Source organism: Salmonella sp. SJTUF15570, assembly GCF_043357055.1.
In the GTDB taxonomy this organism is placed as follows: Bacteria; Pseudomonadota; Gammaproteobacteria; order Enterobacterales; family Enterobacteriaceae; genus Salmonella; species Salmonella enterica.
On record NZ_JBEUKJ010000002.1, the window covers coordinates 179810 to 197828 of the forward strand.

Genomic DNA, 18019 nt, shown 5'->3' on the forward strand with positions numbered 1-18019 from the left:
CCTTATCCATCTTTGTGTATTCATTATTATGCTATGTCATGACAGTATGCTGTGCGCAGGATGACCTCGCGTTACTCCACAGCAAACGCTTTGTCCAGTTTGCTATAACCAAGCCCATTGATTTTTTTCACTTTTATCTGCACAGGAATACGTTCTTTCATGGCTTCCACGTGGCTAATCACACCGATGGTCTTCCCGCTGGCATTCAGCGCGTCGAGCGCATCCAGCGCGGCGTCCAGCGTTTCGCTATCAAGCGTGCCGAAGCCTTCGTCGAGGAACAAAGAATCAATGCGCGTTTTATGGCTGACCAAATCTGATAACGCCAGCGCCAGCGCCAGGCTGACCAGGAAACTTTCGCCGCCTGATAACGTTCGCGTATCGCGCACGGCGTCGGCCTGCCAGGTATCGACAACCTCCAGTTCCAGCGCGTCGCTGGCTTTGCGCTGCAATAAATAGCGGCCATGCAGGCGGGTGAGCTGATGATTCGCCAGCCAGACCAGATTATCCAGCGTCAGTCCCTGGGCGAATTTGCGGAACTTATCACCTTCTTTAGAGCCGATCAGCGCATTGAGATAGCCCCAGTCTTCCACTTGCTGAGAGGCTTGTTTCATTTCCGCCATCAGCGCCCGTTGGCGCTGCCGATTATCTGCATCCTGTTTAATTTGCTGGCGGATTTCCCCCTGGCGTGTCGTGTTTTCACGCAGTTGTTGCGCCAACTGCGCCAGCCGCTGCGCGAGCTGCTCCGCCGTACACGTTGGGTCCAGACCGGCGGGCGGCTGTTGCTGATGGTCAGCCAGCGCCTGCGCGGACTGCGCGCTTAACGCCTTCGCTTGTTGTAGCTGACTTTCCAGCGTTTGTTGTTGTTTTTCCAGACGGGTCACCGTCTCTTCATCCAGCAACGCCGCCAGGAACGTTGCCTGGCTGTCAAACGGGCTATTTTTTAACGCCGCATCAAAGTGCGCTATCGCCTCGGCGGCGCGCTGCTGTTCCTGCGTCGTCTGTTCCTGCAGGGTTTGCAACTGGCTTTGTAATGACACGCACTCATCATGCGCCTGCCGCCAGTTATCCAGCGGCACGTCGTCGTCGGAATCCGCGGTATCCGTTTGCGGTAGCGTTTCCAGCAACGGGGCAAGCCTGTCGATCTGCGTTTGCAAATCCGCGAACTCGGTCTGACGCTGTTGCCATATTTTCGCTTCGTCAGCGCGCTCATTCAGCCATGAGGCTTCGTCTTCTGGCGCTGGAAGGGAAAGCGTATACTGCGCCAAATCAGCCGTCAGCGACGCCTGACGCTGCGCAATCTGCGCGGTAAAGCGCGCTACCTGTTCAGTATGCGCCGCGATTTGCGTTTGTAGAGCATGACGCTGGCTGAGCTGATCCAACTGTTGCTCATGCTCTTCCGCGGCGGCCAGCCAGCCCGCGAGGTCTTCTTGCGGCTGGAGCTGAACGCCCAGCGTAGCGCACAGCGTTTGCCATTCCTCAGTAAGCGCTTGCTCCTCCTGCAACAACGACTGCGCCTCGCTTTCATCCCGCTGTAATTGTTGCGTTAAGGCATCTAACTGTCCTCGCAGCGCGGCGCCTTCTTCCGCCAGCGTTTTGACCTCTTTTTCCAGCGCGTCGCGGCGGGTTTGATTCGCGCTCAGTTCCAGCGCCTGATAGGCGGCGATGGCGGGGTGCGTCGTCGAGCCGCAAAGCGGACACGGCTGGCCGGACTGTAAGTGCGCCCGCTGGCTTTCCAGATCTTTGATGCGCGCCTCCTGCTCGCAAATAGTGCGAACGTCCGCAAGCTCCTGCGCTTTAGTCTTATAACTCAAACGCTTATCCGCCAGACGTTGGGTGTATTGCGCCTGCTCCTGATGATGACGCGCGATAGCTGCCTGTAGCTGCGCCTGACGCTTTTGTTTCGGGAGAATTTGCCCCTGAAGCGCGGCGAGACGATGGCGTAGCGGACGCTGCCGGGTATGCAATGCTCTGGCTTCCGCCAGCGCCTGTGGCGTGAGGTCGAGCGTGAGCGGCGGTAGCGCATCACGCTGACGCGTATCGCTCAGCAACTGCTGTTGCCATTGGCTCAGTTGCGCCCGATCGTGGGATTGTTGTGTTAATAATGCTCGCCACCCCGCCAGTTCGCTGCGCCAGACGCGGATGCCGTCGTGTTCCGCCAGCCATGTCTTCAACCGCTGCCCTGTGGCGTTCAGTTGCGTGAATTGTCGATGCGCGCAGGCGCGGATACGCTGGCGCAGGCGATATGCGCTTTGTAAGCGAGCATTCACTTCATCACTGTGCTGGCGAACACGCTCAACGGCGCGGGTTTGTTCCTGAATGCGCTCCCAGTGCGGGCGCAACTGGCGAGCAGGTTGCGCCAGTGTCAACGCCGCGAGCTGCGGCTGCGCTTTTTCTCGCGCCTCTTGCGCCGCGTACAGCGCCTGCTGCCGGGCGTGTAATTCAGTGTGGAGCTCGTTTTTTCGGGTCAGCCAGTGAAGGTGCTGCTGCTGTCCCTGCTGGTCGGCCAGCAGGCGTTTCTCTTCGTCAGTAAGCGCCTGCAAACTGGCTTCCAGTTGCTGTAACTGTTCGTCCGCCAATAGGGCGACGCCGCTGGCCTGCGCTTGTAACTTTTCCAGTTCGAGACGGGCTGATTTATGTTTTTCAAATACCTGTGCGGAGATCTGCCCGTAAATCTCAGTGCCGGTGAGCTCCTCCAGAAGCTCTGCGCGCTCTTTCGCTTTGGCGTTAAGAAAGGCGGCGAACTGCCCCTGTGATAACAACATCGAACGGGTGAAGCGCCCGTAGTCCAGCCCGGTCAACGTGGCGATCATCTCCAGTTTATCCTTTACCTTATCGGCAAAGATCTTTCCGTCTGAACACCGCGCCAGCTCTACGCGTGGGGCCTGGAGATTGCCGTCAGGCTGATTTCGGGCTCGGTTCTGGCTCCAGAACGCGCGCCAGGCTTCGCCTTTTACCTCAAACTCCACTTCGGCCAGACATTCCGCCGTATCGCGCGTCATCAAATCGTTTTGCGATTGCGATACCGTATTCAGGCGCGGCGTTTCGTGGTACAGCGCCAGGCAGATGGCGTCAAGCAAGGTGGTTTTTCCCGCGCCGGTCGGGCCGGTAATGGCGAATAACCCGTTACTGGCAAACGGTTCGGCGGTAAAGTCGACCTTCCATTCTCCTTTCAGCGAGTTCAGGTTTTTCAGACGCAAACTGAGAATTTTCATGCCTCATGCTCCTCATTCAACGCGTAGAGCGTGCTGGAAAAGAGCTGATTCAGGCGCTCGCGCTGCGGGGGATCTAACGCTTCCAGCGCCAGACGCCGCGCAAAAACCTCCTCCACGCTAAGCTCGCTTAATGTTTCCCGCCGCTCGTTCGCCAGCGAGCGCTCGCGCTGTTCGCGGCTACGGCGCACCAGTAATACCTCTACGGGGAGTGACTCCGTTAATGTCTGTATTCTGCGTTGGATATCGTGCAGATAATCATCGGTGGTGATTTCAATATCCAGCCAGACGGGGGGCGATTGCTCAACGCCGCGCCACTGCTCAAGCTGTTCGGTAATTGATGCCAGGTCGCCTTTTAAAACCGCCAACGGTTGAGTCACGGGGACAGCCAGACTTTCGGTACTTTGCCATTTCCCCTGCTCGAAGGTCACCAGATGCACGCATTTGCTTTTGCCGCACTCATCAAAGCTGAGGGCGATGGGCGAGCCGCAATAGCGGATATGCTCTGTGCCGCCGACACATTGCGCGCGGTGAATGTGTCCCAATGCGATATAATCCGCGGGGGGGAAATGCTGCGCCGGAAAGGCATCCAGCGTACCGATATAAATGTCGCGAACCGCATCGCTTTTGCTGGCGCCGACGGTGGTTAAATGTCCCGTCGCGATAACCGGCAGCTTTCGTTCGCCGCGTAGCAGGCACGCTTCCTGATACTGCTGTTGATAATAATCGGCAATCGCATGAAGAAGTTGCTGCTGTTTCTCGCTGCCGGATAACCCCGCCTGACTGGTAATAATGTCGCGCGGGCGCAAAAAGGGAATGGGGCACAGTACGGCGCCCGGAGACCCGTCGCGACGATGAAGTAGCCGCGGCGCATAGCCCGCGCTGGCGATCACGGTTGTATTGAGAAACGCCAGAATGTCGCGCGATTCGTTTAGCGTGGCGACGGAATCATGATTACCGGCCAGCACCACCAGATGACAGCCCGTTTGCTGTAAATTAACGACGAAACGGTTATAAAGTTCTCGGGCATAGCTTGGCGGCGAACCGGTATCAAAAATATCGCCAGCGACAATAATGGCATCCACCTGATGGGCCTGCGCGGTCTCCAGCAGCCAGTCCAGAAAAGCCTGATGCTCCGCGGCGCGGCTTTTACTGTAGAAGTTTTGTCCCAGATGCCAGTCAGAGGTGTGGAGGATGCGCATAATTGTTCCATGCAAAAAAAGCGTGAACGGGATTATACACGTCAGCCCCTCCATTTTTGGGCGCAATTTACCGCCGGTACACGGTAATGCACGGTTTCACCGGTGTCATAAATCATCAACATGCTGTCAATGCCGCCTTTTTTTTTCATAAATCTGTCATAAATCTGACGCATAATGGCGCGGCATTGATAACTAACGACTAACAGGGCAAATTATGGCGAGACGTATTCTGGTCGTAGAAGATGAGGCGCCGATCCGTGAAATGGTGTGCTTCGTGCTCGAACAAAATGGCTTTCAGCCCGTAGAAGCCGAAGATTACGACAGTGCGGTGAATAAACTTAATGAACCCTGGCCGGATCTCATCCTTCTTGACTGGATGTTGCCCGGCGGGTCAGGGTTACAGTTTATTAAACATCTCAAACGTGAGGCCATGACCCGGGATATTCCTGTGGTTATGCTGACCGCGAGAGGTGAGGAAGAAGATCGTGTGCGCGGGCTGGAAACCGGCGCTGACGATTACATTACCAAGCCGTTTTCCCCCAAGGAGTTGGTGGCGCGCATTAAAGCCGTTATGCGGCGTATCTCGCCGATGGCGGTCGAAGAGGTGATCGAGATGCAGGGATTGAGCCTTGATCCTGGCTCTCACCGCGTGATGACCGGCGACAGCCCGCTGGATATGGGGCCGACCGAATTTAAATTACTCCATTTCTTTATGACGCACCCGGAACGGGTTTACAGCCGCGAGCAGCTACTCAATCATGTCTGGGGCACCAATGTGTACGTTGAAGACCGGACGGTCGACGTGCATATTCGCCGTTTGCGTAAGGCGCTGGAGCACAGCGGCCACGACCGGATGGTGCAAACGGTACGCGGGACAGGGTATCGTTTTTCGACCCGCTTTTAATGCCTTTTCCGCCAGTAGAACACAGGTTTCTGGCGGAGAAGGCTTTCCATTCTTGAGGGAGTATGACGCGTGCTGGAACGGCTGTCATGGAAAAGGCTGGTGCTGGAGCTGGTGCTCTGTTGCATCCCCGCGCTTATCCTTAGCGCTTTTTTTGGTTATCTGCCGTGGTTTTTACTGGCGGCGGTGACGGGACTGCTTGTCTGGCATTTCTGGAATTTATTACGTCTTTCCTGGTGGCTTTGGGTCGACAGAAGTATGACGCCGCCGCCGGGACGGGGAAGTTGGGAACCGCTGTTATACGGTTTACACCAGATGCAGTTGCGAAATAAGAAGCGTCGTCGCGAGCTGGGGAACTTGATTAAACGTTTTCGCAGCGGCGCGGAGTCGCTGCCTGATGCCGTGGTACTGACCACAGAAGAGGGCGGCATTTTTTGGTGTAACGGTTTGGCGCAACAGATACTGGGGCTACGCTGGCCGGATGACAACGGGCAGAATATTCTCAATCTACTGCGTTATCCGGAGTTTACCCAGTATTTAAAAACGCGTGATTTCACCCGTCCGCTTCATTTGGTGCTCAATACCGGGCGGCACCTGGAGATCCGCGTCATGCCTTATACCGATAAACAACTCCTGATGGTGGCGCGCGATGTGACGCAAATGCATCAGCTTGAAGGCGCCAGACGTAACTTTTTCGCCAACGTCAGCCATGAGTTGCGTACGCCCTTGACGGTATTGCAAGGCTATCTGGAAATGATGCAGGAACAGGCGCTGGAAGGGGCGACGCGAGAGAAAGCGCTGCATACGATGCGCGAGCAAACGTATCGTATGGAAGGGCTGGTAAAACAACTGCTTACGCTGTCTAAAATTGAGGCGGCTCCGGCGCTGTTATTAAATGAAAAAGTGGATGTACCGATGATGCTGCGGGTCGTGGAGCGTGAAGCGCAGACGCTCAGCCAGCAGAAACATACCTTTACGTTTGAGGTCGACGATAGTCTTAGCGTTCTGGGCAATGAAGAGCAGCTACGTAGCGCGATCTCAAACCTGGTGTATAACGCGGTAAACCATACGCCGGCGGGAACGCATATTACGGTGAGCTGGCGACGTGCCGCGCATGGCGCTGAATTTTGCATTCAAGATAACGGTCCGGGGATTGCTGCCGAGCATATTCCTCGTCTGACCGAACGCTTCTACCGCGTCGATAAAGCGCGTTCGCGGCAAACGGGCGGCAGCGGCCTGGGATTGGCGATTGTGAAACATGCGTTGAATCACCATGAAAGCCGCCTTGAAATCGACAGTTCGCCTGGCAAAGGAACGCGATTTAGCTTTGTGCTGCCGGAACGTTTACTTGCCAAAAATAGTGATTAATTGCCTTTCGTAAGTATAACTTTCCATAAGCCAGCGGATGCTGGCTTATTTTCTTTGCAGTTAAGACGGGCTCGTTGAAACATTCAACGTTTGGTGATTTTTTGTTCGCATGATTAGCCATAACTTTTTCATGAGAATGGTGTTTTATTCTGGTTGTAAATTTCATATCGCTATATTCATCTGGTTTTTAGATCCCACCTTGCTTTAAAACGTTATAAGCGTTTAAATTGCGCTTCAGGTGCTGTCATTACGACTGCATTTGCGCGGTAAATCGAAAAACAATTCTTCGCCGCATCGGTCCGGGAGCTTTTCCCGCTGAAATTGATAAAAAACGCCGCTTTATAATCCTCCGGGAAAGGCAAAAATTTTAATGTTTACAACATCACCATCCACAGGCAGTAAGACTTTATGACCCATCAGTTAAAATCGCGCGATATCATCGCCCTGGGCTTTATGACATTTGCGCTGTTCGTTGGCGCAGGCAATATTATCTTTCCTCCTATGGTCGGTTTGCAGGCGGGTGAACACGTCTGGACAGCCGCTATTGGCTTTCTGATTACCGCCGTAGGGCTACCGGTTCTTACTGTTGTGGCGCTGGCGAAAGTCGGCGGCGGCGTAGACAGCCTCAGTACGCCGATTGGTAAAGTGGCGGGACTCCTGCTGGCGACCGTTTGCTATCTGGCCGTCGGGCCGTTATTTGCGACGCCGCGTACCGCGACGGTGTCGTTTGAGGTCGGTATTGCTCCGTTGACCGGCGATTCTGCAATGCCGTTGCTGATTTACAGCGTGGTCTATTTCGCTATCGTTATTCTGGTTTCCCTCTATCCGGGTAAGCTGCTGGATACGGTGGGGAATTTTCTGGCGCCGTTGAAAATTATTGCGCTGGTCATCCTTTCCGTCGCGGCTATCGTTTGGCCTGCCGGTCCAATCAGCAACGCCCTGGACGCTTATCAGAATGCGGCCTTTTCTAACGGATTTGTGAACGGCTATCTGACGATGGATACGCTGGGCGCGATGGTGTTTGGTATCGTTATTGTGAACGCGGCGCGTTCTCGCGGCGTGACCGAAGCGCGCCTGTTGACGCGTTACACGGTCTGGGCCGGCCTGATGGCGGGCGTGGGGCTGACGCTGCTTTACCTTGCCTTGTTCCGCTTAGGTTCTGACAGCGCGACGCTGGTCGATCAGTCAGCGAACGGCGCGGCGATTCTTCATGCCTACGTTCAGCATACCTTTGGCGGCGCGGGAAGCTTCCTGCTGGCGGCGCTGATCTTTATCGCGTGTCTGGTGACGGCGGTGGGGCTGACCTGCGCCTGCGCTGAGTTTTTCGCGCAGTATATTCCGCTGTCTTACCGCACGCTGGTCTTTATTCTCGGCGGCTTCTCTATGGTGGTGTCAAACCTTGGACTGAGCCATCTGATTCAAATCTCCATTCCGGTGCTGACGGCTATCTATCCGCCGTGTATCGCACTGGTTGTATTAAGTTTTACCCGCTCATGGTGGCATAATTCCACCCGTATCATCGCGCCGGCAATGTTTATCAGTCTGCTTTTTGGTATCCTTGACGGCATCAAAGCATCTGCTTTTGGCGATATGCTGCCAGCCTGGAGTCAGCGTTTGCCGCTGGCGGAACAGGGACTGGCGTGGTTGATGCCAACGGTGGTGATGGTGATCCTGGCGATTATCTGGGATCGCGCGGCGGGTCGGCAGGTGACCTCCAGCGCTCACTAAAATCGCTGACATATGTGTACACCACGGGGCTTAACGCCCCGTGGTTTTTTATTGTGTTGATAGGTCAGAAATTGATGGAAAGCAATAATAAGCTAAAGCGTGGGCTGAGCACCCGGCACATTCGCTTTATGGCATTAGGTTCGGCAATCGGCACCGGCCTGTTTTACGGCTCGGCGGACGCCATCAAAATGGCGGGGCCGAGCGTGCTGTTGGCCTATATTATTGGCGGGGTCGCGGCATATATCATTATGCGCGCATTGGGGGAAATGTCCGTTCACAACCCTGCCGCCAGCTCATTTTCGCGCTATGCGCAGGAAAACCTCGGCCCGCTTGCGGGCTACATTACCGGCTGGACCTACTGTTTTGAGATCCTGATCGTCGCCATTGCCGACGTGACCGCGTTCGGCATTTACATGGGAGTCTGGTTCCCCGCCGTGCCGCACTGGATTTGGGTACTTAGCGTGGTGCTGATCATTTGCGCCATCAACCTGATGAGCGTCAAGGTGTTCGGCGAGCTGGAGTTTTGGTTCTCCTTCTTCAAAGTCGCCACCATTATTATCATGATTGTCGCGGGTATCGGCATCATTGTGTGGGGAATTGGCAACGGCGGGCAGCCGACCGGCATTCATAACCTGTGGAGCAACGGCGGCTTCTTCAGCAATGGCTGGCTGGGAATGATCATGTCGCTGCAAATGGTGATGTTCGCTTACGGCGGGATTGAGATTATCGGTATCACCGCCGGGGAAGCGAAAGACCCGGAGAAATCCATTCCGCGCGCCATTAACTCAGTACCGATGCGTATCCTGGTATTTTATGTCGGCACGCTGTTCGTCATTATGTCTATCTATCCGTGGAATCAGGTCGGCACAAACGGCAGCCCATTTGTGCTGACGTTCCAGCATATGGGGATTACCTTTGCCGCCAGCATTCTGAACTTTGTGGTATTGACCGCCTCGCTTTCCGCTATCAACTCCGATGTGTTTGGCGTAGGCCGTATGCTGCATGGTATGGCGGAGCAGGGGAGCGCGCCGAAAATTTTTGCCAAAACGTCACGCCGTGGTATTCCGTGGGTTACTGTGCTGGTGATGACGATTGCGCTGCTGTTTGCGGTTTACCTGAACTACATCATGCCGGAAAACGTCTTCCTGGTGATTGCTTCGCTGGCGACGTTTGCGACGGTATGGGTATGGATTATGATCCTGCTGTCGCAAATCGCCTTCCGTCGTCGTTTACCGCCGGAAGAGGTAAAAGCGCTGAAATTTAAGGTGCCGGGCGGTGTCGTAACGACGATAGCGGGTCTGATTTTCCTGGTCTTCATTATTGCGCTTATCGGCTACCATCCGGATACCCGCATCTCACTGTATGTGGGCTTCGCCTGGATAGTTCTGCTGTTGATTGGCTGGATATTTAAACGCCGTCGCGACCGTCAATTGGCGCAGGCGTAGTCGTTTTTCTCTGCCTTATCCGGTCTGTAGGCAACGGTAGACCGGATAAGCGGAGCCGCTTCTCCTCCTGGAGTCTCCTCCCCTAATAAACCCCTGGATGATGAGTTATCCTTTAAATCTCTATGGCAAGGTGGCCCCATTTTCAGTAGAGGGGATACGAGATGTTGAATGCCTGGCACTTACCGGTTGCCCCATTTGTGAAGCAACATAACGATAAATTAACCATTACGCTGTGGCTGAGCGGAGAAAATCCGCCGTCTCGCGTGACGTTGCGCTCAGAATTCGATAATGAAGAAATCTCACTGGCGATGCGCAAACAGCGCCGCCAGCCGCAGCCGGGCGTGACGGCGTGGCGAGCGACGCTCAATATCGCGTTAGGGCAACCCCGTCGCCGTTACAGCTTTAAATTGCTTTGGCACGACCGCCAGCTTTGGTTTACGCCGCAGGGATTTAGCTGCTTTCCGCCCGCGCGTCTGGAACAATTTGCCGTTGATGTTCCGGACAGCGGCCCGCAGTGGGTCGCCGATCAAATTTTTTATCAGATCTTCCCGGATCGTTTTGCCCGCAGCCAGTCTCGTGAAGCCGGGCAGGATAAGGTGTATTACCACCATGCTGCCGGTCACGACATCGTGCGTAAAGAGTGGGATGAACCGCTCACCCCCCAGGCGGGTGGTTCCACCTTTTACGGCGGCTGTCTGAATGGCATTTGTGAGAAGCTGCCGTATCTGAAAAAACTGGGCGTCACAGCGCTATATCTGAATCCGGTATTTACCGCGCCGAGCGTCCATAAGTACGATACGGAAGATTATCGTCATGTCGATCCGCAATTTGGCGGCGATCGGGCGCTGCTACGCCTGCGGCGTGAAACCCAGGCGCAGGGCATGAGGCTGGTGCTGGATGGCGTGTTTAACCATAGCGGCGACTCGCATACGTGGTTTGACAGGCATAACCGCAGCACTGGCGGCGCGTGCCATCACCCGGACTCGCCGTGGCGCGACTGGTACTCCTTTTCACCACAAGGCGTGGCGCTGGACTGGCTGGGTTATCCGAGCCTGCCGAAACTCGATTATCAATCAGAAACGCTGGTGGATGAGATCTATCGCGGTGAGGACAGTATCGTTCGTCACTGGCTAAAGGCTCCGTGGAATATGGACGGCTGGCGGCTGGATGTCGTACATATGCTGGGCGAGGCGGGCGGGGCGCGTCATAATTTGCAGCACGTCGCCGGTATTACCCGGGCGGCAAAAGAGGCGCAGCCCGAAGCCTATATTGTGGGGGAACATTTCGGCGATGCGCGGCAGTGGCTACAGGCCGATGCGGAAGATGCCGCCATGAATTATCGCGGCTTCACCTTCCCGCTGTGGGGATTTCTCGCCAATACTGATATCGCTTACGAACCACAGCATATCGATGCCAGGACCTGTATCGCGTGGATGGATAACTACCGCGCCGGGCTGTCACATCAGCAACAACTGCGCATGTTTAATCAACTCGACAGCCATGATACTGCGCGCTTTAAAACCCTGCTGGGTAAAGACGCGGCGCGCCTGCCGCTGGCGGTGGTCTGGCTGTTTACCTGGCCCGGCGTGCCATGTATTTATTACGGCGATGAAGTCGGCGTGGACGGCGCAAATGACCCCATGTGCCGCAAACCGTTCCCGTGGGATGAACGCAAGCAGGACGGCAGCTTGCTGGCGCTGTACCAGCGTATGGCGAAACTGCGTCAGCGCAGCCTGGCGCTGCGTCGTGGCGGATGCCAGGCGCTGTATGCCGAAGGTGACGTAGTGGTATTCGTGCGAGTTTATCAGCAGCAGCGGGCGCTGGTGGCGATTAACCGGGGCGAGGCCTGTGAAGTGGCGCTGGAAGCGTTGCTGTTGCTGAACGTGGCCGGATGGCAATGTAAAACGGGAAGCGGTGACATCCGCGAGGGAAGACTTCGTTTACCCGCGATTTCCGCGACCGTATGGATGAATCGTTGAGGCGAGGTGGTTCGTAACACCTCACGCATAAAAAAGGCTCGCATTCGCGAGCCTTTTATCAATGCACTGACTTACAGGCTGGAAATGTTCTCAGCCAGGTATTTAGCCACGCCGTCCGGAGAGGCGTTCATGCCTTCTTTGCCTTTTTCCCACTGCGCCGGGCAGACATCGCCGTGCTCTTCGTGGAACTGCAGCGCGTCGACCATACGCAGCATTTCGTCGATGTTACGACCCAGCGGCAGATCGTTTACGACCTGGTGGCGAACAATACCGTTTGCGTCAATCAGGAAAGAGCCGCGCAGCGCAACGCCTTCGTCCGGATGTTCGATACCGTAAGCTTTCTGAATTTCACGCTTCACGTCGGCGACCATTGCGTATTTCACCGGGCCAATGCCGCCTTTATCGACAGGGGTGTTACGCCATGCGTTGTGGACAAACTCAGAGTCGAAAGAAACGCCGACTACTTCAACGCCGCGCTTCTGGAATTCTTCATAACGTTTATCAAAGGCGATCAGCTCAGACGGGCAAACAAAAGTGAAGTCCATCGGCCAGAAGAACAGAACGGTCGTTTTACCATTGGTGTGCTGTTTGAAGTTGAATTTATCAACAATCTCACCGCTACCCAGTACCGCCGCAGCGGTGAAATCCGGGGCCTGACGAGTAACCAGTACCATAATAATTCTCCTGCAATATTAAGGGTTTTAGAACGCAACGCGGGCAGTATAGGGAGGGCGAAGCGACAAAACAATGCGGTCTTGACAATCAATGAGACAGCTTTTGCCTATCGATCGGGTCATTATAAATCGTAATGATGACCCCTTTATGACAGCGAACCATCTTTCTGCCAACGGCGGATCTGACGCACGCCCTCGCTATCAGGCCGTCACAGCGCTTTGCGGGCGGCCTGTGCCATCATACGCGGATAAAAATGCCAGAAGCTCTCTTCTAACGCGTCGTAGTGCGCGTCCAGATCGTACCAGGAATCACGCAAGGCATCCAGCCGGGGACGGCGATTCGCCATGCCATTCAGCACGTTTTGAATGAAATCCATATCGCGATACCGCTCTAACCATTTTTCTGACCAAAGATAATCATTCAGGTTGACAAAGCGCGGCGGGGAGTCGGGCAGAATCGTCGCGACCTGCGCATGGGCGTAGCCGACAAACGCCTGAAGTGGAAAATCAGGGGAGATTTGCGTCCAGTGGCGCGATAAAAAATGATCCCACATGACGTCCAGCGTAATGGGCGCCACGCGCCGAGTTTCATGGCGGAACCACTCTCGCGCCTCACGAACTTCCGGCAGGTTGTCGGTCATGACGTCAATACGCCGATGCATATAAATACCCTCTACCACGTCAGGAGGATAATGCGTTGCCGGGTTACCGCGGACAAAATCGGCCAGAAGATTACCGGAAAGCGAGCTGTCGGCAAGGTGCGCCAGATGCAGGTGAGCAAGAAAATTCATTATTGATTCTCTGTCCAAAAAGCGGGTAACGGTTGCAGCGGGAACGCCCCGGCACTAGACTACCCGCCTCTTATTTTAGTCTGAGTCAGAGTCATGCGCGTTACCGATTTTTCCTTTGAACTACCCGAATCCCTGATTGCCCACTACCCACAGCCGGAACGCAGTCGCTGCCGTTTGCTGTCATTAGAGGGGCCGACGGGCGCGCTGACGCACGGTACTTTCACCGATCTGCTCGATAAGCTCAACCCTGGCGATTTGCTGGTCTTCAATAATACCCGCGTGATCCCGGCGCGGCTCTTTGGCCGTAAAGCCAGCGGCGGCAAGATAGAAGTGCTGGTCGAACGTATGCTCGATGATAAACGCATCCTGGCGCATATTCGCGCTTCTAAAGCGCCAAAACCGGGCACGGAACTGCTACTGGGCGACGACGAAAGTATCCACGCGACCATGACCGCGCGTCACGGCGCTCTGTTTGAAGTTGAGTTTAATGACCCGCGTCCGGTGCTGGATATTCTCAACGCCATCGGCCATATGCCGTTGCCGCCGTACATCGACCGTCCGGACGAGGACGCCGATCGCGAACTGTACCAGACGGTCTACAGTGAAAAACCGGGCGCCGTCGCCGCGCCGACCGCCGGGCTGCACTTTGACGAGCCGCTGCTGGCGGCGCTTCGTGAGAAAGGTGTCGAAATGGCGTTTGTTACGCTACACGTCGGCGCGGGCACTTTCCAGCCGGTGCGTGTCGATACCATTGAAGATCACATCATGCACTCCGAATATGCTGAGGTGCCGCAAGAGGTGGTCGACGCGGTGCTGGCGGCGAAAGCGCGCCGCAACCGGGTTATCGCCGTCGGCACGACCTCGGTACGCTCGCTGGAAAGCGCGGCGCAGGCGGCAAAAAGCGATTTGATAGAGCCGTTCTTCGGCGATACGCAAATATTTATTTATCCAGGTTATCAATACAAAGTGATTGATGCGCTGATCACCAACTTCCATCTGCCGGAATCGACGTTGATTATGCTGGTTTCCGCATTTGCCGGTTATCAACACACCATGAATGCCTATAAGACTGCGGTAGAACAAAAATATCGCTTTTTTAGCTACGGGGACGCGATGTTTATCACGTACAATCCGCAGGCTATTTCTGAGCGTCCGTAAGAAGGCTATCTCACTTGCCATTTTGACGCCGGGCAGTGCTCGCCATCCTCACGTACTGCGTGTACGCTCCGGTGGTTGTGCGCTGGTCGACCCCAAACTGGCTGCGCCGATGACGCCTTCGGGAATTTATTAGCTATGGAATCATTCCGTAGCGAGTCGTTAAACGTCGGACTGTTTTTCTGACGCAGGAGTGATAATGAAATTTGAGTTAGATACCACCGATGGTCGCGCGCGTCGCGGTCGTCTGGTGTTTGATCGTGGCGTAGTGGAAACGCCTGCTTTTATGCCTGTGGGTACTTACGGTACCGTGAAAGGCATGACGCCGGAAGAAGTGGAAGCGACCGGCGCGCAGATTATTCTCGGCAACACTTTCCACCTGTGGCTGCGCCCGGGTCAGGAAATCATGAAGCTGCATGGCGACCTGCACGATTTTATGCAGTGGAAAGGGCCGATTCTTACCGATTCCGGCGGCTTCCAGGTCTTCAGCCTCGGCGATATTCGTAAGATTACCGAGCAAGGCGTGCACTTCCGTAACCCGATCAACGGTGATCCGATTTTCCTCGATCCGGAAAAGTCGATGGAGATCCAGTACGATCTCGGTTCCGATATCGTGATGATCTTTGATGAATGTACGCCGTACCCGGCAGACTGGGACTATGCTAAACGCTCGATGGAGATGTCGTTGCGTTGGGCGAAGCGTAGCCGCGACCGTTTTGATAGCCTTGGCAATAAGAATGCGCTTTTTGGCATCATTCAGGGCAGCGTTTACGAAGATTTACGCGATATCTCGGTGAAAGGTCTGGTAGAGATTGGCTTTGATGGCTACGCTGTCGGCGGTTTGGCTGTCGGTGAGCCGAAAGCAGATATGCACCGCATTCTGGAGCACGTTTGCCCGCAGATCCCGGCTGACAAACCGCGTTACCTGATGGGCGTGGGCAAACCGGAAGATCTGGTGGAAGGGGTGCGTCGCGGTATTGATATGTTTGACTGTGTCATGCCAACGCGAAATGCCCGCAATGGTCATCTGTTTGTGACCGACGGCGTGGTGAAGATTCGTAATGCAAAGCATAAAAGCGACACCAGCCCGCTTGACGCCGAGTGCGATTGCTACACCTGTCGCAATTATTCACGCGCTTACTTGCATCATCTCGACCGTTGCAACGAAATATTAGGTGCGCGTCTCAATACCATTCATAACTTGCGTTACTACCAGCGTTTGATGGCGGGTTTACGCAAGGCTATTGAAGAGGGTAAATTAGAGAGCTTCGTAACCGAGTTTTACCAACGTCAGGGGCGACCCGTTCCACCTTTGAACGTTGATTAATTTTAATAATGAGGGAATTTGAATGAGCTTTTTTATTTCTGATGCGGTAGCGGCAACAGGTGCTCCAGCGCAGGGCAGCCCGATGTCTCTGATTTTAATGCTGGTGGTGTTTGGTCTGATTTTCTATTTCATGATCCTGCGCCCGCAGCAGAAGCGCACCAAAGAGCACAAAAAGCTGATGGACTCCATTGCGAAAGGTGATGAAGTTCTGACGAATGGCGGTCTGGTCGGTCGAGTGACCAAAGTAGCGGAAGCCGGCTACATTGCCATCGCGCTGAATGACACCACGGAAGTGGTTATCAAACGTGACTTCGTAGCTGCCGTTCTGCCGAAAGGCACCATGAAGGCGCTGTAATATTTCGTTTTCCCAAAGGGAACTGCCGTGTTAAACCGTTATCCTTTGTGGAAGTACATCATGCTGGTCGTCGTAATTATCGTCGGCCTGCTTTACGCACTTCCCAACCTGTATGGTGAGGATCCGGCTGTTCAAATCACTGGCGTGCGCGGCGTCGCCGCCAGTGAGCAAACGCTGATCCAGGTCCAGAAAACGTTACAAGAAGAAAAAATTCCCGCTAAGTCTGTGGCACTGGAAGAGGGCGCTATTCTTGCGCGCTTCGACACCACCGATACCCAGCTACGCGCCCGTGAAGCGCTGATGAGCGTGCTGGGGGATAAATATGTCGTGGCGCTTAACCTTGCGCCGGCTACGCCGCGCTGGTTGGCGGCTATTCACGCCGATCCGATGAAGCTCGGTCTTGATCTGCGCGGCGGCGTTCACTTCCTGATGGAAGTGGATATGGATACCGCGTTAGGTAAACTCCAGGAACAAAATATCGATAGCCTGCGCAGCGATCTGCGTGAAAAAGGCATTCCTTATACCACCGTTCGTAAAGAAAATAATTATGGGTTGAGCATCACGTTCCGTGACAGCAAAGCGCGTGATGAGGCGATCGCCTATCTGACGCCGCGTCATCGTGACCTGGTGATTTCCAGCCAGAGCGGCAATCAACTTCGCGCGGTAATGACCGATGCGCGCCTGAGCGAAGCGCGCGAATACGCCGTTCAGCAGAACATTAATATTCTGCGTAACCGTGTTAACCAACTGGGCGTCGCGGAGCCTGTCGTACAACGCCAGGGCGCAGACCGTATTGTGGTTGAGCTGCCGGGTATCCAGGATACCGCTCGCGCGAAAGAAATTCTCGGCGCGACCGCGACGCTGGAATTCCGTCTGGTGAATACCAACGTTGACCAGGCCGCCGCTGCTGCCGGGCGCGTACCGGGCGATTCCGAAGTGAAACAGACCCGCGAAGGTCAGCCGGTGGTATTGTACAAACGCGTGATCCTCACCGGCGACCATATCACCGACTCGACGTCCAGCCAGGATGAATATAACCAACCGCAGGTTAACATCTCGCTGGATAGCGCAGGCGGCAATATCATGTCTAACTTCACTAAGGACAATATCGGCAAACCGATGGCGACCCTGTTTGTGGAGTATAAAGACAGCGGTAAGAAAGACGCTAACGGTCGCGCCGTACTGGTGAAACAGGAAGAAGTGATTAACATTGCCAACATCCAGTCCCGGCTGGGTAACAGCTTCCGTATTACTGGTATCAGCAACCCGAACGAAGCGCGTCAGCTCTCGTTGTTGCTGCGTGCGGGTGCCCTGATTGCGCCGATTCAGATCGTTGAAGAGCGCACCATTGGCCCGACTCTGGGTATGCAGAACATCAAGCAGGGCCTGGAAGCCTGTCTGGCCGGTCTGGTGGTCTCCATCCTGTTCATGATCTTCTTCTATAAGAAGTTTGGTCTGATTGCGACCAGCGCGTTAGTGGCTAACCTGGTGTTGATTGTCGGTATCATGTCGCTGTTGCCGGGGGCAACGCTCAGTATGCCGGGGATTGCGGGTATCGTGTTAACCCTTGCGGTGGCGGTCGACGCCAACGTTCTGATTAACGAACGTATCAAAGAAGAGTTGAGTAATGGCCGCACGGTACAGCAGGCGATAAACGAAGGCTATGCCGGCGCGTTCAGTTCCATCTTCGATGCGAACATCACGACGCTGATTAAAGTCATCATTCTGTATGCTGTCGGTACCGGGGCAATTAAAGGGTTCGCGATTACGACCGGTATCGGTGTGGCGACGTCGATGTTTACCGCGATTATCGGTACGCGTGCTATCGTAAACCTGCTATATGGCGGCAAGCGCGTCACTAAGCTGTCAATCTGAGGAGTGCGAT

Annotated in this window: 13 protein-coding genes; 9 read left to right on the forward strand and 4 right to left on the reverse strand. The window is 54.9% G+C overall.

Going from position 1 to position 18019, the window contains the following annotated elements:
* Window positions 1–71: 71 nt before the first annotated feature.
* Window positions 72–3212: an exonuclease subunit SbcC gene (gene sbcC, locus ABVN44_RS04460; RefSeq protein ID WP_001748989.1), complete on the reverse strand. Its 3141-nt coding sequence runs from the start codon at window positions 3210–3212 to the stop codon at window positions 72–74.
* The gene (gene sbcD, locus ABVN44_RS04465) at window positions 3209–4411 is read right to left on the reverse strand and encodes an exonuclease subunit SbcD (RefSeq protein WP_023232054.1); all 1203 of its coding nucleotides are present in this window, start codon (window positions 4409–4411) and stop codon (window positions 3209–3211) included. Before sbcD ends, sbcC begins: the two co-directional genes overlap by 4 nt.
* 214 nt (window positions 4412–4625) lie before the next feature.
* Here sbcD and phoB point away from each other — a divergent pair, with 214 nt between their 5' ends.
* The 5 genes from phoB (at window position 4626) to malZ (ending at window position 11832) form a co-directional block, all read left to right on the forward strand.
* Window positions 4626–5315: a phosphate response regulator transcription factor PhoB gene (phoB, locus tag ABVN44_RS04470; RefSeq protein ID WP_000113921.1), complete on the forward strand. Its 690-nt coding sequence runs from the start codon at window positions 4626–4628 to the stop codon at window positions 5313–5315.
* A 69-nt stretch (window positions 5316–5384) separates the two neighbouring features.
* Window positions 5385–6680, forward strand: coding sequence for a phosphate regulon sensor histidine kinase PhoR (phoR, locus tag ABVN44_RS04475; protein ID WP_023232055.1), 1296 nt, complete (start codon window positions 5385–5387; stop codon window positions 6678–6680).
* A gap of 408 nt (window positions 6681–7088) precedes the next feature.
* Complete coding sequence (gene brnQ / locus ABVN44_RS04480) at window positions 7089–8408, forward strand: branched-chain amino acid transporter carrier protein BrnQ (protein ID WP_000149625.1); 1320 nt, start codon at window positions 7089–7091, stop codon at window positions 8406–8408.
* 74 nt (window positions 8409–8482) lie between these two features.
* Window positions 8483–9853 carry a proline-specific permease ProY gene (proY, locus tag ABVN44_RS04485; RefSeq protein WP_000445556.1) on the forward strand — a complete coding sequence of 457 codons (1371 nt, stop codon included), beginning with the start codon at window positions 8483–8485 and terminating at the stop codon, window positions 9851–9853.
* Between the two features lie 161 nt (window positions 9854–10014).
* A complete protein-coding gene (gene malZ / locus ABVN44_RS04490; protein WP_023232056.1) occupies window positions 10015–11832 on the forward strand; it encodes a maltodextrin glucosidase in 1818 nt (605 codons plus the stop codon).
* Window positions 11833–11903: 71 nt separating this feature from the next.
* On the opposite strand, the gene ABVN44_RS04495 is transcribed toward malZ, so the two are convergent.
* Together ABVN44_RS04495 and acpH are read right to left on the reverse strand one after the other, a co-directional pair.
* The gene (locus ABVN44_RS04495) at window positions 11904–12506 is read right to left on the reverse strand and encodes a peroxiredoxin (RefSeq protein WP_000244731.1); all 603 of its coding nucleotides are present in this window, start codon (window positions 12504–12506) and stop codon (window positions 11904–11906) included.
* A 209-nt stretch (window positions 12507–12715) separates the two neighbouring features.
* On the reverse strand, window positions 12716–13297 hold the full coding sequence (gene acpH, locus ABVN44_RS04500; RefSeq protein ID WP_393954243.1) for an ACP phosphodiesterase: 582 nt from the start codon (window positions 13295–13297) through the stop codon (window positions 12716–12718).
* 93 nt (window positions 13298–13390) lie between these two features.
* Here acpH and queA point away from each other — a divergent pair, with 93 nt between their 5' ends.
* From queA to secD, 4 genes are all read left to right on the forward strand, one after another.
* Window positions 13391–14455, forward strand: coding sequence for a tRNA preQ1(34) S-adenosylmethionine ribosyltransferase-isomerase QueA (gene queA, locus ABVN44_RS04505; protein ID WP_023232057.1), 1065 nt, complete (start codon window positions 13391–13393; stop codon window positions 14453–14455).
* Window positions 14456–14651: 196 nt separating this feature from the next.
* Window positions 14652–15779 carry a tRNA guanosine(34) transglycosylase Tgt gene (gene tgt, locus ABVN44_RS04510; RefSeq protein WP_000667305.1) on the forward strand — a complete coding sequence of 376 codons (1128 nt, stop codon included), beginning with the start codon at window positions 14652–14654 and terminating at the stop codon, window positions 15777–15779.
* Window positions 15780–15801: 22 nt separating this feature from the next.
* Window positions 15802–16134 (forward strand): preprotein translocase subunit YajC, encoded by a 333-nt coding sequence (yajC, locus tag ABVN44_RS04515; protein WP_000007628.1) that lies wholly within the window; start codon window positions 15802–15804, stop codon window positions 16132–16134.
* Window positions 16135–16161: 27 nt separating this feature from the next.
* Window positions 16162–18009, forward strand: a complete 1848-nt coding sequence (gene secD / locus ABVN44_RS04520) for a protein translocase subunit SecD (RefSeq protein WP_000934811.1) — start codon at window positions 16162–16164, stop codon at window positions 18007–18009.
* Window positions 18010–18019 lie beyond the last annotated feature (10 nt).